18 protein-coding genes are annotated in these 21,412 nt (G+C 51.7%); 9 read left to right on the forward strand and 9 right to left on the reverse strand.

Annotated features, from left to right (window positions below; all coding sequences use genetic code 11):
- Positions 1-56 precede the first annotated feature (56 nt).
- Complete coding sequence (locus tag QXH45_07055; protein MEM2078997.1) at positions 57-3,479, forward strand: glucodextranase DOMON-like domain-containing protein; 3,423 nt, start codon at positions 57-59, stop codon at positions 3,477-3,479.
- 63 nt (positions 3,480-3,542) lie between these two features.
- A complete protein-coding gene (locus tag QXH45_07060) occupies positions 3,543-4,715 on the forward strand; it encodes an ABC transporter ATP-binding protein (GenBank protein ID MEM2078998.1) in 1,173 nt (390 codons plus the stop codon).
- Between the two features lie 8 nt (positions 4,716-4,723).
- Here QXH45_07060 and QXH45_07065 read toward each other — a convergent pair whose 3' ends face one another.
- The 3 genes from QXH45_07065 to QXH45_07075 all read right to left on the reverse strand — a co-directional run bounded on the left by QXH45_07065 (position 4,724) and on the right by QXH45_07075 (position 8,642).
- Complete coding sequence (locus tag QXH45_07065) at positions 4,724-5,581, reverse strand: ABC transporter permease subunit (GenBank protein ID MEM2078999.1); 858 nt, start codon at positions 5,579-5,581, stop codon at positions 4,724-4,726.
- 1 nt (position 5,582) lies between these two features.
- Complete coding sequence (locus QXH45_07070; protein ID MEM2079000.1) at positions 5,583-7,025, reverse strand: sugar ABC transporter permease; 1,443 nt, start codon at positions 7,023-7,025, stop codon at positions 5,583-5,585.
- Between the two features lie 63 nt (positions 7,026-7,088).
- Positions 7,089-8,642, reverse strand: coding sequence for an extracellular solute-binding protein (locus QXH45_07075; GenBank protein ID MEM2079001.1), 1,554 nt, complete (start codon positions 8,640-8,642; stop codon positions 7,089-7,091).
- A gap of 132 nt (positions 8,643-8,774) precedes the next feature.
- Here QXH45_07075 and sufC point away from each other — a divergent pair, with 132 nt between their 5' ends.
- From sufC to QXH45_07090, 3 genes are read left to right on the forward strand one after another with little or no spacing between them, the layout of a single operon-like run.
- The gene (sufC, locus tag QXH45_07080) at positions 8,775-9,515 is read left to right on the forward strand and encodes a Fe-S cluster assembly ATPase SufC (GenBank protein MEM2079002.1); all 741 of its coding nucleotides are present in this window, start codon (positions 8,775-8,777) and stop codon (positions 9,513-9,515) included.
- A gap of 1 nt (position 9,516) precedes the next feature.
- Positions 9,517-10,917, forward strand: coding sequence for a Fe-S cluster assembly protein SufB (gene sufB, locus QXH45_07085; protein ID MEM2079003.1), 1,401 nt, complete (start codon positions 9,517-9,519; stop codon positions 10,915-10,917).
- A 2-nt stretch (positions 10,918-10,919) separates the two neighbouring features.
- Positions 10,920-11,960 (forward strand): SufD family Fe-S cluster assembly protein, encoded by a 1,041-nt coding sequence (locus QXH45_07090; protein ID MEM2079004.1) that lies wholly within the window; start codon positions 10,920-10,922, stop codon positions 11,958-11,960.
- Between the two features lie 25 nt (positions 11,961-11,985).
- Here the strand turns inward: QXH45_07090 and QXH45_07095 are convergent, their stop codons facing one another.
- Together QXH45_07095 and QXH45_07100 are read right to left on the reverse strand one after the other, a co-directional pair.
- Entirely contained in the window at positions 11,986-14,622 is a 2,637-nt protein-coding gene (locus tag QXH45_07095) for a cation-transporting P-type ATPase (protein ID MEM2079005.1), read from the reverse strand.
- Positions 14,623-14,735: 113 nt separating this feature from the next.
- Entirely contained in the window at positions 14,736-15,899 is a 1,164-nt protein-coding gene (locus QXH45_07100) for a DUF401 family protein (GenBank protein MEM2079006.1), read from the reverse strand.
- 210 nt (positions 15,900-16,109) lie between these two features.
- Between QXH45_07100 and QXH45_07105 the strand changes: the two genes are divergently transcribed.
- Both QXH45_07105 and QXH45_07110 read left to right on the forward strand, forming a co-directional pair.
- A complete protein-coding gene (locus tag QXH45_07105) occupies positions 16,110-16,736 on the forward strand; it encodes an HAD-IC family P-type ATPase (protein MEM2079007.1) in 627 nt (208 codons plus the stop codon).
- Positions 16,737-17,096: 360 nt separating this feature from the next.
- Positions 17,097-17,255, forward strand: coding sequence for a hypothetical protein (locus QXH45_07110; GenBank protein MEM2079008.1), 159 nt, complete (start codon positions 17,097-17,099; stop codon positions 17,253-17,255).
- Between the two features lie 39 nt (positions 17,256-17,294).
- On the opposite strand, the gene pdxT is transcribed toward QXH45_07110, so the two are convergent.
- The 4 genes from pdxT to QXH45_07130 form a co-directional block, all read right to left on the reverse strand.
- A complete protein-coding gene (gene pdxT / locus QXH45_07115; GenBank protein MEM2079009.1) occupies positions 17,295-17,882 on the reverse strand; it encodes a pyridoxal 5'-phosphate synthase glutaminase subunit PdxT in 588 nt (195 codons plus the stop codon).
- A gap of 11 nt (positions 17,883-17,893) precedes the next feature.
- Positions 17,894-18,901 (reverse strand): pyridoxal 5'-phosphate synthase lyase subunit PdxS, encoded by a 1,008-nt coding sequence (pdxS, locus tag QXH45_07120; protein MEM2079010.1) that lies wholly within the window; start codon positions 18,899-18,901, stop codon positions 17,894-17,896.
- A gap of 65 nt (positions 18,902-18,966) precedes the next feature.
- Positions 18,967-20,094: a pyridoxal-5'-phosphate-dependent protein subunit beta gene (locus tag QXH45_07125; GenBank protein MEM2079011.1), complete on the reverse strand. Its 1,128-nt coding sequence runs from the start codon at positions 20,092-20,094 to the stop codon at positions 18,967-18,969.
- A 232-nt stretch (positions 20,095-20,326) separates the two neighbouring features.
- On the reverse strand, positions 20,327-20,536 hold the full coding sequence (locus tag QXH45_07130) for a hypothetical protein (GenBank protein ID MEM2079012.1): 210 nt from the start codon (positions 20,534-20,536) through the stop codon (positions 20,327-20,329).
- A gap of 1 nt (position 20,537) precedes the next feature.
- Between QXH45_07130 and QXH45_07135 the strand changes: the two genes are divergently transcribed.
- Both QXH45_07135 and QXH45_07140 read left to right on the forward strand, forming a co-directional pair.
- Positions 20,538-20,693, forward strand: coding sequence for a hypothetical protein (locus tag QXH45_07135; GenBank protein ID MEM2079013.1), 156 nt, complete (start codon positions 20,538-20,540; stop codon positions 20,691-20,693).
- A gap of 510 nt (positions 20,694-21,203) precedes the next feature.
- A partial coding sequence (locus tag QXH45_07140; protein MEM2079014.1) for a hypothetical protein occupies positions 21,204-21,412 on the forward strand: 209 nt, incomplete at its 3' end.

A 21,412-nucleotide genomic window follows, 5' to 3' on the forward strand; every position in this document is an offset into this window, starting at 1 on the left:
ATGTTATGCAGGTTAATAAGACTGGGACTCCTATATTAAATCTTAACGGTGGTTGTATGTATAGGCAACTATTCACTATCATATTACTCTCCTTGGTAATAGTCGGTTTCGCAGTAATTCCGCCCAGGGTTGAATCAGCTGAATCAAAAATATATGTAGCATTCGTCTGGCACTACCACCAGCCGTGGTACTATAGCGTTGATGAATCGTATTTCACGCTACCATGGGTTAGAATGCACAGCGTTGGAAACTATTATAAAATGGCATACATCCTCAGCAAATACCCTGATGTGAAAGGAACCTTCACGTTCTCAGGCTCCCTCCTCGAGATGCTTGTGGATTATGTCGAGAACGGTAAGATGGATGTTAGACAGATAATTTCATGGAAGATCGTGAACGGGACCGTTAACAAGACCGAGGTATTCTCTGCTCTAAGGACTCCCGGAGGCTTCTTCGATATTAATTGGAACAGGATTGTCAACGTTATCCCGAGGTTTAGCGAGCTGCGGACCATGGCTCAGACGGCTTTCTCGACATGCTCGGCTACAGCGACGACGGATCAGGAGTTGATTGATTGCGTTGTAAACCAGTTTACTGGTGGAGACCTCACTGGACAGAACGTCGTAGACCTAGCCACACTGTTCAACTTGTTCTGGATTGACCCGGTTGTAGCCGAAGAAGAGTACCCCGACGTATTTCAATTAATGAACAGGGCTTACCAGAACGCGAGACCGAACTTCACGGTGAGCGAGTTAAGAAGGGTTCTCGAGGTACACCAGGATATAATGTCCAAGGTTGTTCCCAAGTACAAGTCCCTAGCCTCAACGGGGCAGGTTGAGTTAATCCCCGTCCCCTATAGTCATCCATTAGCCCCGATAATCGTTGACTTCGGGTGGTCTGAGGATATTGAGGTGCATGTAAACGTTAGCGTTCAATTATTCAGGGACTACTTCAATTATACTCCAAGGGGGGCTTGGCCTGCCGAGCAAGCAGTAAACTCCTATGTTGTCGAGGCCTTCAGGAACGCGGGAATAAACTGGACGATCACGGATGAATCAATACTCGCCAAGACCGGTGTATCCACCAGCGACATAAACAACCTGGGGGTTCCATGGTACATAGACTATCCATCAGGAAGGATATACGTCTTCTTCAGAAACACTGAGCTGAGCAACCTCCTAAGCTTCCAGTACAGTAACTGGGACTATTCCCAAGCCGTGGAGGACTTGATAAACAGGATCCTGGCTTTCAGAAGCCAAGCAACTGGTCCACGGCTCGTAGTGATAGCTCTCGACGGTGAAAACCCCTGGGAGAATTATGAAAGGTTTGGAACCCTCTTCTTAAACCAGCTTTACCTGAGGATAAGCCAGCTCCAGAGCCAGGGGTTAGTAGAGACCGTGACCCCGTGGGAGTTCGTTCAGAGATTCCCTGATACGGCTAAGCCCCTGCCGCTCGGCAGCTACCAGTATCTCGACCTTGCGGGCAAGGATATTTCCAACATTCCCCCAGTAGGCTTCGGCGACGCCTATGGTGATCTCCCGAGGAGGACCGTTTCGGCGAGGTTGCCGGAGGGTTCTTGGTCCGGCGGGGAGTTAACCACGTGGATCGGTGATAGACAGGAGAATGTTGCATGGATGTGGATGGCTAAGGCTAGGAAGGAGATTCTCGAGAAACTAGGCTTCACGAGCTTCAAACAGCTATATGATGCAAGACCCGATATAGCAAGGTATTTGTTGAAAGCGGAGGCGAGCGACTGGTGGTGGTGGTACGGCGGCGACGGGGGAGGCTCCCCGGAGACGTTCGACCCCATCTTTAAAGCTTATTTAAAAGCGGCATACGAGCTCGCGGACCTGCAGCCTCCATCATACCTCAACGTTAAATCGTACCCCGATGGGAGACCCATTGGCTCGTTAAACGTTGACATGCCTATGCCGATTGAAACGCCAATCGCGATTGACGGGGTTCTCGAGGGCTCATGGTTCACGAGCCTATCCCGCGGAGCAGGCTTGAACATTACAGTCGGTTCAACTTACGTTAGGAACTTGTATCTACTGTTAGACGCCGAGAAGCTTTATCTTGCATTTAATGTTTCACAAGGAGTTGATCCCAGCAAGTTATCGCTTGCAGTCTACTTCACATCTTCCAATACTTCGCTGTCGCCTTACAACCCAGGGTACAACATCTACCCAAGGTACACGCAGGTTGACCTCGGCATGTACTTGATGAGGGAGGTGTTGATCAACTTATCCAGTTCAACAATAAGCGTTAACAAAGCCGGCGGAAGCGGATCGTGGATACCCGCTGGTAACGGAGCACTAGCCTTGGGCTCGTCTGGCGGTTTGACAACGGTTGAATCATCCGTGGACTGGAACACTTTGAACATCCCCAGGGGAGAGTACACGTACCTCGTCGTAGTTGTATACTATAACGGTGAGGCCGCGGAATGGTCTTCCAGGCTGGGGCTAACCCACCAGCTTCAAGTCCCGGTGAAGGCGGTAACGGGCAACGTAGTGTTCGAGATGGATGACCCCGTGGGCGACGACGACGGACCCGGAGGGTACACGTACCCGTCGAATCCCGTGTTCGCTCCAGGAGTGTTCGACTTGACCAAATTCCAGGTCGTCGACGCAGGGGATAAAGTGGTTTTCACGATAACGTTCAGAAACCTGGGAGGAAACCCGTGGGGTGGTCCCAACGGATGGAGCATGCAACAGGTACACGTTTACATCCACACAACTCTCTCGGGAGGCAGGACAGACACTTACGGTCTCAACGTCAATATTGCCGGCAAACACGCATGGCACATGGCCCTACTGGTGGCCCCTGGATGGGGGTCCGACGCGGTTCCATTAGGGGAGAAGACGGGGATCTACTACTATGATAAGGAGCTCCCCACTGCGCAGGGAGGGGAGTTCAAAGCCTATGCTGATACAGGCAACAACAGGATTATCGTCGAAGTCCCGAAGACCATGCTATACGATGTTGAGAACATCGATAAGTGGATCTATGTAGTAGCAGTAACAAGCCACGATGGCTACGCTCCCTCGAAGATAAGATCCTTCACGGTTGGAGGAGGTGAGTGGGCTGTAGGAGTTCCCTCGGACTACGCTCTCGCAGTCCTCAATGGAGTCCTCCCATACGTCCTAGACCTCTTGGCATCAACGAAGGAGCAACAATACGGCATGTTGAAGAGCTACGACATCGAGTCCAAGACTCTCGCGGTCTTAGAGGGAGTGGGAGCCTACACTACCCCGCCCGAGACCACGACTCCGACTACAACTACGACTACGCCGGTGACAACTACTACGACTGAGACGACCACGCCGGCAACTACGACGCCACCCCCGGAGACTACTACCACGCCCACGACGCCTGTTGCTCAGCAGGCAGAATTCCCCTGGATGATCGGCGTTGTCGTAGTGGCAGTAGTGTTGGTTGGAGCGATGCTCTTATTGTTCATGAGGAAGAGGAGGGCTTGATATTATTTAAATAAAAATATTTTTTCTCCATAAACACTTAATTTATATCAAGGGGATTACTCATTGGCTAGGGTTAAGCTTGAGAAAGTCGTCAAGAGATATGGGAGAGTAGTGGCGGTAGACCACGTTGATCTAAACATCGTGGATGGGGAGTTCTTCTCGCTCCTCGGCCCCTCCGGTTGCGGGAAGACCACGACTCTAAGGTTGATCGCAGGCCTCGAGTTCCCCGATGAAGGGTTCATATACATAGATGATAAAGTGGTTAACAATGTACACCCGAAGGATAGAGATGTTGCGATGGTGTTCCAGAACTACGCGTTATATCCTCACATGACTGTTTTCGAGAACATAGCTTTCCCGCTGGAATCGCGCAGGAAAGCCCTCGGGCTGTCCAAGGAGGAGATAAGAAAGAGGGTTTTAGAAACAGCTAGGTTTCTCGGGATTGAAGAACTGCTGGAGAGATATCCCTCGCAGCTCAGCGGTGGGCAACAGCAGAGGGTTGCCCTTGCAAGGGCCCTTGTCAGGAAGCCAAAGGTGTGGTTGCTCGACGAGCCGCTGAGTAATCTTGACGCGAAGCTAAGGGTTCTGATGAGGGGAGAGCTGAAGAGGCTTCAAAAACAACTGGGGATAACGACCATCTACGTTACCCACGATCAAGTTGAAGCCATGAGCATGGCTGATAGAATAGCAGTAATGAACAAGGGTAGGGTTGCCCAAGTCGGCTCTCCAGACGAGCTCTACGCTCGCCCCGCGGATACTTTCGTGGCCACGTTCATCGGCTCTCCCCCTATGAATTTAATTCAATGCTCAATCGTCGAGAAAACACCTGTCGAATACGTTGTTCCGCCGGCCTATGAAGGCGGGATCCTTGGAAGCGGCAGGGTTGAAACCAGGGTCGTCTTGGAGTGCCGCGAGGGCCTATCCATCCCTCTGGATCCCTCAATAGGTTCGAAGCTAGTGGGAGAGGGAGAGTTGGAAGTATATCTTGGAGTTAGGCCGGAGGATACTATTGTTTCAAAGGATGCGAGGGAAGGGCTGGGCGTGTTGAAGAGCAGGATTGAAGTAGTTGAACCCCTGGGCTCGGAGACCATCCTGGACATTAAAGTCGGCGATGATTTATTAAAGATCAAACAACCCGCGGGCATCTCCTTCCAGCCTGGGGAAGAAGTATTCTTGGAGTTTAATCTCAGAAAAGCCTTGCTATTCAGTAGGAAAACCGGGAGGCTCTTATCCTAAACACCACATTATCCTTTAACGGCCCCCATCCTGTACGCTTCCCCAATGTATCTCTGGGCAAATATGTACACGGTTATAACCGGTATCGCGTAAATCAGGGCTAGTGCGGCGAATAGCGAGGGAGCCTGCTCGCCCCTAGGTCCTATTGCGGTTTGAAATATGTATGCTCCGAGCGTTTGTATCCTCAAGAGGTTTGCTATGAAGAACTCTCCCCAAGCACTCATGAACGAGAACAGTGTTATTATGATCATGGCGCTTCTAGATGCCGGTAGAACTATCTTGAAGACTATTTGACTCCAGCTTGCTCCATCTATGAAGGCAGCCTCGTCCAGCTCCTTCGGGAGGCTGTCGAAGTATGTTTTTATCAGCCAGGTCTGGAATGGAACTGCTCCCGAGGCGTATATGAAGGGTAGGACCCACATGTTGAATATTGGTATACCCCATGAGTTCAGCATAACTAGGAACATGAACAAGGCTATTACAGCTATGATCCCGAAACCGCCTCCCACCTGGCTCAGTATCAGGTAAACATACAGTAGAGTGTCTTTTCCGAAGAATTTGAAGCGGGAGAAGCTGTAGGCCGCGGGCGTTATCACTAGCACCGATATTACAATGGTGAGGAAAGATATCACGGCGCTGTTCACGAATGCGGTGTAGAAGTTGGGGTCTTGGAAAGCCTTGAGATAGTTTTCAAGAGATATTCCGTACTCGAAGACCTGGGCTAGGCTTGTCAGAATGACTCCTCTCTCGGGCGTGATGGACTGGAGAATAATGAATAGTATTGGATACAGCATTGCGAAGAGAACGGTGAACCCCATCACCGTCCCGAATATCTTCAAAACTGTCCTACCGAGGCTGAAGGGCATTTCACCTACCACCTCGTAGCTTCCTCGACGACACGAACCATATGGTGACGTATACGAGCAGGATCAACACTATGACGAGGTAGGTGGCCGCGGCATACCCGTAGTCCTTATCGATGGATACTCTGTTGTAGCCGAAGAGTATGAGGAACTCGTTGACGTTTCCAGACCTTGTCCCCAAGCCTGGAACAGTGATGGGCCTTGTTGGGCCGCCTCCATTCAGGAGTAGTGGGACCATGAATGCTTGAAGCGAAGCGCCCGTCGTCAAAATGGTGGCGAACATTAAGGGCCTCGAGATGAGAGGCAGGACCACCCGCCTCAGCCTGGTGAACACTGAAGCCCCATCTATGTATGATGCTTCGACGAGGTCTTTTGAAACCCCTGATAAAGCCCCCATTGTAACCGTCATTATGAACGGGTAGGCGAGCCATGCTTCGAACAAGTTGTACACGAGGAAGGCATCCCATTCGAAACTATATATTTGCAAGCCGAGCAACCTCCCGAGTTGCCCGTTGGGGTTGAACAGAAACCTCCACGTTAAGCCCGAGAGGAGGATTGGTATAGCCCACGGCGCAAGTATCAACCCCCTTACTATCTTACGGCCCATTACATAGGGTGATGAGTAAAGGAATGCCAAGGCTATTCCAACGAGTAGCTTGAGGGGGACGCTGGTGGCTACAAACACCCCCGTCTTGAACAACGAGTAGATGAACCTGGGGTCTGCGAAGAGTTTCTCGAAATTCTGCAAGCCAATAAACTTCATCGTCAACCTCTCCCTGTCTCCTACAAGGCTCTCGGACAGCTTTGCAAAGTATCCTTGGAAGTCGCTACTCATCTCCTCGAAATACACCTCGGTGACCTGTATGGAGTTCAACACGCTGTCTATCCGGCTCAGTAGTTCATTCTTGCTCATGATCAAGTACTGGGAGGATAGGAGCGATACGGAGTCGTAAATTATGCTGAGGTCTCTCAGCGCTTCCGACGAGATGAGCGGTCTCGTCGGCTGAAAGCCCAGCTCCGTGCAGTTGAAAACTCTCTGCACAGAGTCGGGAATAAGCCTCAGCCTCTGCACTGTAACGTACACTGCGCTTGCATTAAGCATCACGTTGGGATCTATAGTGTGATCTTCTGACTCTTCGACAGCGGTTTTAAAAGAAACCATTTCATCTCTCAGCCTACTCAGTGTTCCAGCGACTTCGTCGACCACTCTCTCCGCCCTTCCAGCGACATCTTCTTGAGAAGTGATCACGTTGATGCATGCCAGCGTGTTATCTATTTCCCTCATAACGTCTGGGTTTGGCAGCAGGTTCTCCTCGGAAGCGTTGGTGAAGGCAATGCCTATTGAGAAAAAGAGAGGCCAAATGCTGAAGAACACGTAGAGAATTATGCTTGCTAAAGCAAGAGCTAGCCCCACCCTTGACGGGTATAAAATCTTCTTCACGCTCATAAAGACCACTCAGGCAAAGACTAGAGGGCGAGGTAAAAAAACGCATGTGAGTTTAAAGATTCATCACCCGCCGAGGCTCTCCATTATCGTGGCGTATGCCTCGTCGAGCTGCTGGTCCACAACACCTAGAGCGGCTTCCACGGCCTCGGAGACGGTCTTGCCCTGCGATATGGCGTTGGTGAACTCGCCGACTATGGCGTTCAAATTAGTTCCTACGCCCCACACCTTTTCCATATTCGGGTCCTTCGGCATCGGAGTGCTTCTCAATAATACTTGTTGCATGAAACCATATACTACGGGATACTGGGACCTGTTGTTCGTTACATACTGTATCACGCTGTTCTTTACGGGAACATACACGTTGTTTTCAACCAGGATCTTCAAAGCATTGTCGTTGAGGGACAGGTAGAGCACGAAGAGGACGCTGGCGTAAGTTCTCTGAATGCCTCCCGAGGCAGCCAGTATCGAGATGTACATGTTTCTGAAGCCGCTGAAGGGTCTCGGGATCCTGTTGTCGATGTTGGGAATGGGTACTACTTCGATGTTGTTCAACCCGATGCTATTCTTAATCGACGGCAGGGACCAGGGACCAGTGATGATCATTGGTGTTTTTCCAGTTAAGAAGTTGTTGAGCTGGTTGGTCGACCCGAGATCTGAGTAGTCCAGGTACGGCAGGATGTTCTGAATGTAGAATTTAACGCCATCCTTGGTGCCCGTTGAGTTCACGCCGATAGACCCAGTGGCTTCATCGAGATAGTATCCGTTGAAGGCAGTGATGAACGGGTATAAGTGGTAGGGGTCGAACTGGTATGACAAGCCATACTTGCCTGCGGAGGGATTGTGGAATTGCTGCATTATAGCGAGCATTTCGCTGAAGCTTGTGGGCGGGGTTGTGACGAGCTGTTTGTTCACGATCAGAGCTATGGCCTCGCCGGCGTAGGGGAGGCCGTAGGTCTTCAGCTTGTACGTAACAGCTGACATGGCTATGGGTTGAATAGCTGGGGCGATGTAGTTGGTGATGGTCTCGGCTCCAATGTATGTCTCGAGGTCGAGAATCCAGCCCTTATCGGCGAACGAGCCGATCCAGTCGTGAGCCCATGTGAACACGTCGGGGGCGTTGCCTATGAAGCCTGCCCTCTGTTCGGGCGGGAGAGCAGCTATGGCTGAGATCTGGGTTTTCAAAGCATCCATGCTGGAGTACGGTATTGGAATCACTTCAATACCGGGGTATTCCTGCATGAACATGTTTATGACTTGCTGGAATGCCGCGAACTCGTCCTGGGTTAGGGCATGCCCGAAGTAGATTTTAACAGATACCTCCCCGCTCCTAGCGGCCTCCACAAACTGCTTGAACTCGGGGGGAACAACTAACGCTAAATCCCCTATCAATATCTGATTATCCGCCGGAGTAGTTGTGGTTGGAGTGGTCACCGGAGTCGTAGTTGTTCCCGGGGTAGTCGTAGTCTCCGGGGTCGTCGTTGGAGTCGTGGTCGTGGTTTCAGTGGGTTGCATCGTAGTCTGAGTGATGAGATACGCGCCTCCAACGGCCGCTACTGCTATGACTAAAACTATTATTAAGGCTTGGACCTTAGTTAGTGCCTTGGACAACGAACCCACCTTTAAAATCTTAGATATAAATCTATTCTAAAAAACTTTTCAGTATATATTAGTAAGTATACTCTCTAAGAGGTCGGAGCCGCTACTAGTTTTTAAGAACCAATAACAATGTTAAAATACGAGGGAGTAGCATTGCTTCAGGTAGATGGACTCGTAGTGGAGGTTTCAAATAAGAGAGTGGTTGATGGGGTCAGCTTCACGATTGACTCCGGGGAACTCGTCGTCATTATGGGGCCCAACGGTAGCGGAAAGAGTAGCCTCGCCTACGCGATAATGGGTCACCCAAACTACCGGGTAGTCTCGGGCAGGATAATCATAGATGGAGTCGACTTCACCGGGAAGCCTACTCACGAGAGGGCTTTAGCCGGGTTATTCCTCGGTTTTCAAAACCCTGTCGAGATACCGGGCGTGAACATCTTCATGCTCCTGCGCAGTGTCCTCAACAAGAAGATGGGCAGACACGATATCTCAGAGTATATTGAGGGATTGGAGAAGAGGATTAAAGACGAGGCTGTTTTAATAGGGTTGAAGCAGGAGCTGCTTGATAGGGATTTAAACCTGGGCTTCAGCGGTGGGGAGAGGAAGCGCTCCGAGATCCTCCAGGCACGCGTGATGCGTCCAAAATACGTGATCCTGGACGAGCCGGACAGCGGTCTCGACGTGGACGGCGTGAGAAGCGTTGCAGACTATATTAAGGAGGCGCTCTCAGCTGGGGCTTCAGTGATCTTAATCACACACTACCCCAGGGTGGTCGAATACGTTTCCCCCAGCAGAGTGTACGTGATGCATAACGGCAGGTTCGTGGCGGAGGGAGGATTAGAGCTTATCGACAAGATAAACAAGGAGGGCTACAGGTGGCTGGAGGGCAAGTAGTTTGAAGGCAATAGAGCTAGATGAGCACTTCTTCACCGAGGGGGTATCGTACGCTAAGGAGGTTGAAATAAGAGGGAGGATCTCCAGGAGCCTGGTAGAGGAGATATCGAGGGTAAAGAAAGAACCCGAGTGGATGACTAGGCACAGGCTGAGAGCGCTCGAGTTTTTCGAGAAAGCGCCCATGCCTAAGTGGATGATAGGTATCGAATCAATAGATCTAGACGAGATATCATCCTACTATGTGAAGCCTGCTCACGGCAAGATCGAGAAGTGGGAGGATCTTCCCCCGGAAATTAGGAGAATATATGATAACCTCAAGCTGCCTGAAACCTACGCTAAGTACCTTGCAGGCTTAACGACGGTTCTCGACAGCGAGAGCGTTTACACGACTATGAAGGATCTGCTTAAGGACCTCGGGGTTTTAATGATCCCGATGGAGGAAGCCGTGCAGAAGTACCCCGACTTGGTGAAGCAGTATTTCGGAAGGGTGTTCCCCTACACGGACCACAAGTTCGCTGCACTGCACCACGCTCTGTGGAGCGGCGGCGTATTCGTGTATGTTCCAAAAGGTGTTAAAATACCCTACCCGGTTGAAGCATTCTTCTTTATTGGAAGCGAGCTTGAAGGACAATTCGAGCACACAATCGTCGTCACGGATAGGGGGAGCGAGATAACTTTTATTGAAGGATGCAGTGCTCCAAGGCTTAAAACCATCAGTTTCCACGACGGAATGGTCGAGCTCTACGCTCACGAGGATTCAAGGTTGAACTTCGTGACCGTTCAAAACTGGAGCAGGAATATAGTGAACTTCAACAATAAGAGGGGTATCGCCGAGAAGAACTCCCTGATAGAGTGGATTGAAGGCAGTATTGGAAGCAAGATAACCATTACGTACCCTTCAACGATTCTCAGAGGAGAATACGCTAGGACTGTCAGCACTGTGGTTGGAATAAGCAATGGGCCGTTCATAAAGGACACTGGCACCAAAGTGGTGCACGCCGCCCCGTATACTTCGAGCAGAATAGTATCGAAGAGCATAAGCGCTAGGCAAGGTCTCAACGTGTATAGGGGTTTGATCCAAGTGAACAAGGGGGCTAGGGGCGCGAAGAGCTTTGTCCAGTGCGAGAGCCTGATACTCGACGAGGATAGCAAAAGCTACACGTACCCCATAATACATTCGTCCGAGAGCGATGCGGACATCGCGCACGAAGCCACTACGGCTAGGATCAGCGAGGAGCAGTTATTCTACTTGAAGTCTAGAGGGCTCGCGGAGAGGGAGGCTTTGTCGTTGATGATACTCGGATTCATAAGGGATATATTCCCCAGGCTTCCCTTCGAGTACGTCTCAATGCTGACCAAGGTAATTCAACTAGAGTTCAGCGAGCTCGGGGGTGTCGGCTAGCCGTGGCCCAGGAACCATTCATGAAGGAATTCCAGAGGCACGGGGACTCCCCGACTGTGAAGTCATACACCGACTGGAGCCTCTACATGAGCGTCTACGACAAGCTCCTCAAGAAGGAGTTGAGGGTTGTCGAAGGCTTTGACCTGGAGGCATCGGGTAGCGTTCTCCTGAAAGGGGCGGGCAGGATCAGGCTGTACGAGAATTACTCGCTGCTCCCGAGGCTCCACAAGTCCTTGAACGATGAGGCGAGGACCCTGGTTTTCCAGGGCGGGGAAGCCGTCGTCAGGCTGAAGGGAGGCGAGGGGGAGGGGGTTGCCGTGGGCAACCTAATCATAGATGTCGCCGCTGATGGAACTCTAATCGTTGAATCGAGGAGCAGGATCAGGGGAGAATTATCCCTCTTGGGGTTGAACGTAATTGTTAGAAGCGGAGTTAAGGCTAACGTGATGATCGATTTCGAGGAGGATTTGGAGTCTGCTTCGAGCGTGAACTTCACGCTCGAGGCTGGAGACGGCTCGGAGGCTAATCTAGCCATCCTGGTTCATCCTGGGAGAATGACGAGGATTGAGGGAGCGTTGAAGCCGGGGAGCAACTCGCTTGTAAACGCCAGGCTCTCGGGCGTCCTGAGAGAGGGGAGCAGATTGGACGCTCTCGTTGACGGTTTAATCAGCAGGAAGAGCTCCTCCCTCAGCTTCGCTTCAACCCTCTACTTGAAGAACAACTCAACGGGCAGCGTGCGGGGCAGGGGCGTGGTCCACCCGAGCGCTGATAACGCCAGAATAGTCTACGGTTTAGAGTCTATTCTCGAGGAGAATGCTACGGGCTTCATGCAACCGTTTCTCGAAGTCAACAGTAACAAGGTTTTGGAGGCGAGGCATTACGCGAAGAGCCACTTGGTGACGCATGATAAGCTGTTCTATCTCGCCTCCCGGGGCTTGAGCCTTGAGGAGGCTCGCAGGCTGGTTTTAACAGGGCTGTTGACCAGCTTGATGCCCCCTGGGCTTAAGAAATACTCCTATGAGAAGATAAACAAGCGGCTTTGAAAAACTTGAGTGTGAAGCAGTCGTTTTATATCTTTACCCCAATGGCTTTTCTAGCCTCGTCTACCAGCCAGATCAGCAGGGAGGCTCCTACTCCGTACAACCATATACTAAGAGGCGGCGGGGCGGTGTAGAATACCTTGTTCAGCGGAGTGTATATTGTTGCAAGATGTAGAATTAGTGAAACGGCTAGGGCTGGTATGAGCCATTTGTTGAAGCTAATCCTCCACACGGGCTTGTTCTCGCTCCTCGAAGCCAGAGACCTGCCGAACTCCGATAGCACGATGACCGTGAAAGCAGCTGTCTGAGCCATTATGAGCGAGTGCTGATTCATGAGGAATGCCGCGATGGTGAAGGCTGATATCAGGGCTCCGAAGAAGACGTAGTACAGGATTTTCCTCTTAGTTATCAACCCGCCTCTATATGCCGCCGGGGGCTTCTCCATTACGCCCGGCTCCGGAGGCTCTACTCCGAGGGCCACTGCTGGGAGAGCATCGGTGACCACGTTTATCCATAAGAGGTGTATGGGCCGCAGAGGCGGGGGCAGGTAGAGGAGTTCTGCCCCGAACACGGTTCCCACCTCGCCCATGTTGGCTGCCAGCAGGTAGTTTATGGGCTTCTTCAAGTTGTCGAAGATGACTCTACCCTCCCTCACTGCTTCGACAATAGTGCTGTAGTTGTCGTCGAGGAGGATCAGCTGGGATGCTTCCTTAGCTACGTCCGTCCCGCGTATACCCATAGCCACTCCCACGTCAGCAAGCTTCAGAGCGGGGGCATCGTTTACTCCGTCGCCGGTCATCGCGACCTTGTAGCCCTTTGACTTCAACGCCTTAACGATCCTTGCCTTGTGCTCTGGGGTGACTCTTGCGTACACGTTAATCTTATCAACTATCTTCACCAGCTCTTCATCGCTCATGCTGTCGAGTACCTTGCCCTCCAGCACGGTCTCCTCGCTGGCGTTTATACCTATCATTCTTGCGACCGCCATTGCCGTTAGCTTATGGTCTCCCGTGACCATGATGGTCTTTATACCAGCCTTGCTGGCTGTTTTCAACGCTTCAACGACTTCCTCGCGGGGCGGGTCTATTATCCCTAGGACTGCGTAGAAGACGAGGCTGTTTTCAACCTCCGCTACATCGAGGTTTTCGCTGAACTCTTCAACCCACTTGTAGGCTATTCCAAAGGTTCTGTACCCCTGTGAAGCCAGGTCTTCTATCTCCTTAGCAAGGGCTTCCCTCCGCTCGGGCGATAACTCCTCCTCGCCGCTGGCTTTGATCCTAGTAGAGATCTCGAGGAGCATCTCGGGGGCCCCCGAGGAAACCACCAGGTACTTGTCTCCCACCCTGTGGACGGTGGTTTTCCTCTTTCTAAACCTGTCGAACGGGTATGTCTTCACTAACGGGTATTTACTCTCCGCTCTTCTCACTCCTTCCTCGCCCAACGCCTTGTACGAGAGGACTAGTGCAGCCCCCTCCGTGGGAGAGCCTTTAATCCTCCACGACCCGTTGTCGAGGCGTAGCTCCACGTCAACGCTGGTGTGAGCGGCTATTATCTCGTATAGGAAGGCGTCGTCTTCAAGCGCGCTCGGGTTGCAGGCTATTCTCCCCGTCGGCTGGTAGCCGACTCCCTCTACTCTGCACTCCCTGCCCGGGAGTTTCACTATTTTAACGGTCATTTCCCCCTTAGTGATGGTTCCTGTTTTATCACTGCATACGACGTCGACTGCTCCGAGGGTTTCAACGGCGCCGAGCCTTCTCACAACTGCCTTCTTCTTAGCCATTCTGTAGGCTCCTATCGCTAGGATCGCGGTCGCTATCGCGGGGAGTCCCTCGGGTATTGCTGCCACGGCCAGCGCGACCGAGACCATGAAGGCGTCGACCACTCCGAGGTATCCCTCGATGAGAGATGTGAAGAACACTATCGCTGCTATCGCGAGTATGATGACTCCTATCTTCTTCCCGAAGGCGTCGAGCTCCTGCTCCAACAGTGTTTTCTCCTCCTTCGCCTCCGCGATAGCTTCTGCTATCTTGCCGATCTCGGTTGAGGTACCCGTCGCCACTACCACGGCCTTCCCCTTGCCCCCGACTACGTATGTGCCCATGAACAACATGTTCTTCCTATCGCTCACGGGAGTCTGGGGGTGCAGGATCAGGTCGGAGTCCTTCTCGACAGGGGTCGACTCGCCGGTTAAGGGGGACTCATCAACCAGCAGGTCTATCGACTCCAGGATCCTAGCGTCTGCTGGGATCTTATCCCCCTCCTTAACGAGCAGGATATCTCCCGGCACTAGCTGCGACGTGGGTATCTCCACCGCGGTTGCATTCCTCACGACCGTGCAGTATGGCACCGCCATTGACTTCAACGCTTCAACGGCTTTCTCAGCCTTATACTCCTGGACGAACCCCATCACGCCCATTAAAACAACTATGATCACTATGGCGAGCGCGTCCACCAGCTCGCCGAGGACAGCGGATATGACGGTTGCAATCAACAGTATGATTATCAGGAAGTTGGTGAACTGGCGGATGAACAAGTGTATGGGGTGCTTCTTCTTAACCATTATCTCGTTGGGACCGTATTCCTTCAGCCTTCTCTCGGCCTCCTCGCTCGTCAACCCTTTTTCAACATCCGTGTTCAACGCCTTCAAGACTTCCTCAGGGCTCATTGAATGCCATGACGAGCTCATCTTGGATTCCGAAGAGCTTTGATTACATTGGTTGCTAAAAAGCATATTTCAAAACATAATCACCCCCTTTACACCTTGGAGCGTGGGGGCAGTCATGTAAGCAATATAATGATTGCAGAGGTGATGAGAGCTATAGAGGCGGCGGGGAGAACATACCTGTACACCCTTGGTAGTTCCGTGTTGAAGTATTTACTGGACATGACTAGGCAGGCGTGGGCTGGAGAGAGCATGGCTCCCAGAAAGCCTCCCAGGAAGGCTATCGTCAAGTAGTTGCTTGAAGAGGAGAGGAGTCCCTGAAGCGCCGGGAACCCTAGCGCTACGAAGGTGAACTCGAAGCCGGTTGCGACTACTATTATGAAGGGTATTGCGAAGACGGCCAGCGTCCCGTGGCTTGCAAGCGAGTCCGCTAGGATGCTGGCCAGCCCGGTGGCCTTGATGGTGTTTCCGAATATGAGGGATGCTATGATTAACCCGATCAGGGTTGGGTCGGCGGCCTTCCTAAGGGATTGGAGCACGGTGTTCTTCCCGAGCCTGTAGGCTACTATGAATAGTGAGACAGTCGCGAGCAGGGAGAGGTAGAGCTGGACCCCCATCGCGAGGGTGAGGAGCGCTATGAGCATGAATGGCCACGTGTGAATCAACCCTTTAAAGCTTCTCCCCGGGCTTCCCGAGCCACCCCTGCCCCTGTATATTATCGAGAACATGATGACTCCCGACGCCAGCGCCGACGCCGTTATTATCCACGTCTTGCTGAATATCTGAGCGTACGTTAACCCCAGTAGCGCGGCGGCGAGGATTATGTTCTGGTAAAGAGGCCACGTAGCCACCCATAGGTGCCTGAACCAGTAGTTGAGGAAGGCTTTCTCCTCGCTGGATAAGCCCATCCTCGAGTACACGGGGTCGATCATGGTTGCTGAAACATATGCTCCAGCCGGCATCGGGAGGAGGCCTATTACCGCTGGGACAGCGATGGATGCAACCCTCTTCCCGAAGGATTCGAAGGATTTCACCAGCTCAACGGATGCCCTCGAGTTCTTGTAAAGGTTCGCGAGCACCATTGCGAGCACTAGGGAGAGGACGGTGTTCAGCATCGTAGCGTTGAAGGAGGCAGCGACCACGTCGATGAATCCCCGGCCGAGAAGCGGGGCGGAGTAGACGAGCAGGGCAAGCATCATCGCAAGGGCTATGTTGAATCCCCTGAGGACAAGCCCTATGATGATTGACACGGCGGCGGCGAATAGAGCGATTTGAACCACTCTACATCACCAAGCCTGGTTGGCCAACGCGTCTGTTCCGCGGAGCATCCTCCACATTCAAGAGGAGGAGACAAGGTGTTTAAAAACATGCACCCCGAGCACAAGGGTCTGCACGTGCCGGGTCGGTCCCCGGGGCTCGCACACGAAGCTTAAGTAGGTGACTCGGAATATGGTTAAGCGGGCTCGGGGCGACCCGCCACGGCAAGCGGTTTGAGAGGACTAAGTAGCGGGGAGGTTGCCGAGAGGCTTAAAAGGTTCGGCTTCAACAAGGTACCCGAGAGGAAGGAGAACCTGCTCGTAGAGTTTGCAAAGAAGTTCACCGGCCTCACCGCCTTCGTGATAGAAGCAGCAGCCATTATCTCCTTCACCCTGGGGAGGTATGTGGATTTCGCGATAATGGTGCTTCTCCTCCTCGTAAACGCTGTGATCGGAGTTGTACACGGGTATAGGGCTGGTAGGGCCGTCGAGCTGTTGAAGTCAAAGCTGAAGATCGTGGTCAAGGTTTTGAGGGATGGGGAGTGGCGCGATGTCGAAGCCGAGTACCTAGTCCCCGACGACGTAGTGAAGCTCTCCATGGGGGATACCGTTCCAGCGGATGGAGTAATCGTCGAGGGCTCCGTGCTCGTGGATGAATCAGTCCTCACGGGCGAGTCGATACCTGTTGAGAAGAGCGTTAACGATGAATTATATGCTGGGACGATGGTGGCAAGGGGTGAGGCGGTGGCTAGAATCGTTGCCACGGGGGTTAGGACGCGATTCGGGAGGGTCTTCGTGCTTATTGAAACAGCGAAGCCTAGGCTCATGACCGAGGAGATAACTAACAGCATCACTAAATAGTTGCTCGTCGTGGACTCCACATTCTAAGGTTGTAAGGGTTTTGAAGCCTGAGCTGTTTACCGTTTTCCCCTCGTGTTCACTCTTATCAATTTACTCTTGCTCGTGATCGAAAAGGAGACCTCCCCCTCGGCCGTGCAGAACAGGGTGTTCAACCGGGTTTAAGAGTAGAGTTAAAGTTTCACGTTAGTTGACGTTTTTGACATCCGTCTCTTACCTTACGACACGGGCGAGGCGGTTTTTAAGACTTTAGAAACGTACCTAACGGGGATTTACGGTATGTATAGTGTATACCTTATGGCTACAGGCCTCGAGATAACGTCATAGTATGAACTACAGTATTGAGGTTGTTTCAACGGATTTATGGGTAGGGTGGGGCGCTCCGAGACGCGGATTGAAGCCCACGCTCTAAATCCTTGGGCTAGATGCAAAGGAGTAAGGATAGGTGGGCATCAGCATGAAATGCTTAACGCATGGAAAAAAGACTTTTTCGAAGAGCTCTCCCCGGAGCCGGATCGGTAAATAGTAAGCCCTCAGGTAGGGTTGCTAATAAGTTATAATTCATCTCTTAATCTTCGATATGAAGTACTGATAAATCCTCTTATCTCCTGTTATCTCAGGGTGGAACGCTAGAGCTAATATATTGTTTTGCTCGGCTACAGCGCCAATTCTTCCAACCACTGGATGGTCTACGTAGCCCGTTATTCTTGCAGGCGCCCACGCCTCAACTATACCGGGTGCCCTGATGAAAGCAGCTCTCACTACTCCCACGTTCTCTACCTCTACATTGGCTATAAAGGAGTTCTTCTGTCTGCCGAAAACGTTCCTAACGATGCTCACGTTCATGACTTTTAACGTGTGTTGACCAGTTTCACCAACAACCCTGTCGACAACCCTTCGCGCCAGTAGTATCGCACCAGCGCAGGTGCCCATGACGGGCAGCCCGTTCTCTATGTGTTTAACCAAGTGATCGTTGAGACCCTTTATCGCAAGTAGTGATCCAATGGTTGTTGATTCACCGCCAGGTATTATCAAACCATCTACTACGGAGAGGTCTTCGGGCTTCTTAACCGTCCTTGCCTCCGCTCCTAGTTCTCTCAGGATCTCCGAGTGCTCTAGGAAATCTCCCTGTAAAGCGAGAACTCCCACTACGACCAACCTTACTCACCTCTAACCTGCATAAGCTGCTCGGGCCTCAGCGTTCTGATGTCAATGCCGAGCATGGAGTGCTTCTCCGATACTATTTTCTGGGCTTCAACGACTGTCTCGGGGTCGTCGTAGAAGGATGTAGCTAGCACTATGGCTCTCGCTCTGTTCTCCGGGTCCTGGCTCTTGAATATGCCGGAGCCCACGAACACTCCATCAGAGCCGAGCCACATCATAAGTGCTGCATCGGCAGGTGTTGCGATGCCACCAGCGGCGAAGTTGACAACGGGTAGTCTCCCCAGCCTAGCTGTTAGTAGCGCGAGCTCGTAGGATATTTTATTCTCCTTTGAGTAGAACCATATAGCTTCGTAGTCGCCAGATAGGAAGTGCCCTCTCAGGGCTGCAATGTCTCTGTTAACGAGCTTAATATGTCTTACAGCTTCGGCAACGTTGCCTGTGCCCGGCTCACCCTTGGTTCTAATCATTGAAGCACCCTCGTGGATTCTCCTGAGAGCCTCCGGCAGGCTCTTGGCACCGTTGACGAAAGGTGTTTTGAAATCCCACTTGTTAATGTGGTTTTTCTCGTCAACAGGGGTTAGAACCTCGCTCTCGTCTATCAGATCTATGCCTAACTCCTCGAGCAGCTTTGCTTCCTCGGCGTGCCCAATCCTACATTTAGCTGAGACCGGTATTGTTATGGCGTTCATCACGCTTGCTATCACGTTGAGGTCGGCAGTTCTGGCGACTCCGCCGGCCATTCTCACATCGTAAGGCAGTTTGTCCAGAACCATTACGCCGACTGCGCCCGCGTCTTCAGCAATCTCAGCCTGCTTCTCGTTAGTAACATCCATTATGGCACCGCCCTTGAACATGGATATAAAGCCGTAGCGCACCAGTGGTGTTGCTTCGCGTATGGGCACGATCTCTGATCCGTCTTCCTTGATCTTGTCTCTATACTCCAGCAACGAGTATACTAGGTCCCTAAGCTTTTCAAGGTAGGCGTAGGAGTCTACGAGCTTCACCCGCAACCCCGTGCTGTGTTCATGCGGGTCTGCGCATATATTGTTTATTGAACGTTCAATAGGAATTAGCAGGGCTTGTAGAGTTTGACCTTGCGCACACCCTTTGTTTTAACCTCAAAACATATCTCTCCACTGAGCTCCATGCTCTTAACGGCTTTGTACACTGCTCTGAGAGTGTAGACGGGTTTCTCTCTCCACACCTCGTACGCAGTTATCAGTGGTTTCCTAGAAATAACGTCTAGCACGAGCTTTTTTACATCGCTCCCCCTATCTGTGGCTCGTGTTTTATAACCCATGGTGACAACGGCTATCGAGCCCCCAGTGATCTCTGCGACGTAGTAGCTTAAAGCAGCGAGAGGTTTTATTTTAAATCCTTTCCTCAACAGTTTCATGTAGGCTTCGTAGAGCTCGGACTCCGAAACCTCGATGATCCTAACTCCTTTCAAGTCTCTGAGTGCTTGTGGATTGAAACCCTTCAGCGTAGCAGCTGTGACTTGGAAGCTTGCTTCAATCCCCGCCTCGAGTAAATCAACGATCCCCTTGTAGAGTGACAAGGCTAGAACACCGCTCTTAGCGGGAACGACCACGTCCTCAGCTCTAACTCCTTGCTCGTAGAGCTCGAAGACAATGGTCTTCAACCCTTCAATCGTTAACGGGTTTTCATAGTACGCGATGGTGGACCCATCAGGGTAATCGTGGACAATGTTTAACCCTCTGCTGGCAAAGAACATTACATCTTCCGGATCCATCTCGAAGATGCTGCTCGCCACCACGAGCAGATTTACGCCTGCTAGGTAGTGAACAAGTGATCTCGTGAACTCTTCTGAGTATTCAACGTAGACTCTCCCGGCTCCGGCATCCCTCAGGTGGGACGAGATAATCGCCGAGGCCCTATCGCTGTAAAGCCCTGTAGGGTTAAACTTCTCGTTTTTAACAAGTACTCCTTCAACCCGGCTCACAGGTGTTAAGCCCTCGCCAAGCGTTACTCTGTTGTTGAAGCGTGGTAATGGGGAGTACCTCCATATGCCCCGCTCGTTCTTGTTTACCTTGAAAACGGGTTCACGGTACTTGATGAACATGAGACCTCTACACCTTGGACACCTACCAGCTATAAGCATGTCCTCACGGTTTTCGAGGGGAATCTCGCAACCACAGCGGGAGCATTTCAGGTAGATCCCACTGGTTGAGTTCACCCGGCTGAATCACCTCTTAGCGTGCGGATTCGCCATGTTTACGTAGCCTTCACCGAAAACTATATGCTCCATGCTTGTTTGATCAACAAGCACCTTCAAAACCTATTCTCCGAGCATTTCTCTCGCCGAGTTCTCTGGACCCTGTTATCCCATGGGTTGGAGGGCACTCAGTGGTGTAGCCTGCATCCCGGGATCCAGGAACGCTGATTCTTCACTAGTTCGGCGGGCTTGTTCAGTGCAACAAGGTTGGTGTTGATGTTGGGCCGACTCGGAGGCATGCTTCCCCCATACTGCGTGCATCCGTGTTCAGTAGCTCTCCGACCGTTTCAAGAGGCTTGCAATCGATCTCCTCATCTTTCCCACCAGTTATCTCCATGCAAGTTTCTACTATAGCGCTCCCGGCTTCAGTATGCTCATCTACGCGTTCCGGCAGTGGAGTCATCTTGGTGTTATCATACCGTAGCCTCGCTCCCGGCCTTACAAGCTTCGAAGCAGTGTTAACGGAGACGACAAGCCATCATCTATTGAAGGATGGTTCACCGCCGGCAACAATATCCATCATCCCGTGTTCTCCTTGTCGTGCTACTACGGGAGCGTAGCCTCGCCCAGTGTTGATGGCGCTGTTGTGTAACCTTATGTTGCTTGGCGGTTTAGACACCAGGGGATTCCAGCGCTGTGGCAAGCCCTCCATCTGGCGGCTTCAAAATTGTTCACGAGGTTAACTCCCACCATGGAGTAGCCCTACTACTCACGATATTTCTCCTCGCTACTCACATCATCTCCGACCGGATATCACACTATTGTTCGAGAAAGCGGCTGACTACTCCTGGGTGTTTCCAGCACCATTGACCCTACGGGCTGAGCACTGTTTCCTTGAACCTAGCTCGCTGAACTTGAAAAGTTCTCCAGTACAGTGGTCGCACTATTCGCCCCCTTAGGGAGTGGAAGGTCACTGGAGATAAACATGGAGTGATCATCGGTGAATGCTCCAGCCGGTGGAGGCAGGGATTTACGCGTGAAACAGAAAACCCAATGATTCACACACGCTTCACGGCCTGTAAGGGTTTGTCAACGCCCCCAACCCCTCTAGAAAGTTTAGAGGTGTTTTAATGCCTGTAGTATGTAGATCTGGTGGTTTTACAGTCTTAGTGAAGCCGTATAACATATTTAATGTAGTCTTCGTACCGAAAGATGATGTATTACACTACTTCAGCATCTCCAACCCACGCAAGTGTTGTGAAGACATCTACTCAATTACTCCACCCTACGGCCGCGGGAGACGCGACACGTTTTTCGGAAGCTATAGACTGGAGGTAGA

The organism is Thermosphaera sp., from assembly GCA_038827615.1.
Taxonomy (GTDB): Archaea; Thermoproteota; Thermoprotei_A; order Sulfolobales; family Desulfurococcaceae; genus Thermosphaera.

Bases quoted from the DNA above. Each gene is read 5' to 3' on its own strand.
- QXH45_07110 (MEM2079008.1), top strand. From the start codon at position 17,097: ATGGGTAGGGTGGGGCGCTCCGAGACGCGGATTGAAGCCCACGCTCTA.
- QXH45_07065 (MEM2078999.1), bottom strand. From the start codon at position 5,581: ATGCCCTTCAGCCTCGGTAGGACAGTTTTGAAGATATTCGGGACGGTG.
- QXH45_07070 (MEM2079000.1), bottom strand. From the start codon at position 7,025: ATGAGCGTGAAGAAGATTTTATACCCGTCAAGGGTGGGGCTAGCTCTT.
- QXH45_07095 (MEM2079005.1), bottom strand. From the start codon at position 14,622: ATGAGCCCTGAGGAAGTCTTGAAGGCGTTGAACACGGATGTTGAAAAA.
- QXH45_07130 (MEM2079012.1), bottom strand. From the start codon at position 20,536: ATGACTCCACTGCCGGAACGCGTAGATGAGCATACTGAAGCCGGGAGC.
- QXH45_07055 (MEM2078997.1), top strand. From the start codon at position 57: ATGTATAGGCAACTATTCACTATCATATTACTCTCCTTGGTAATAGTC.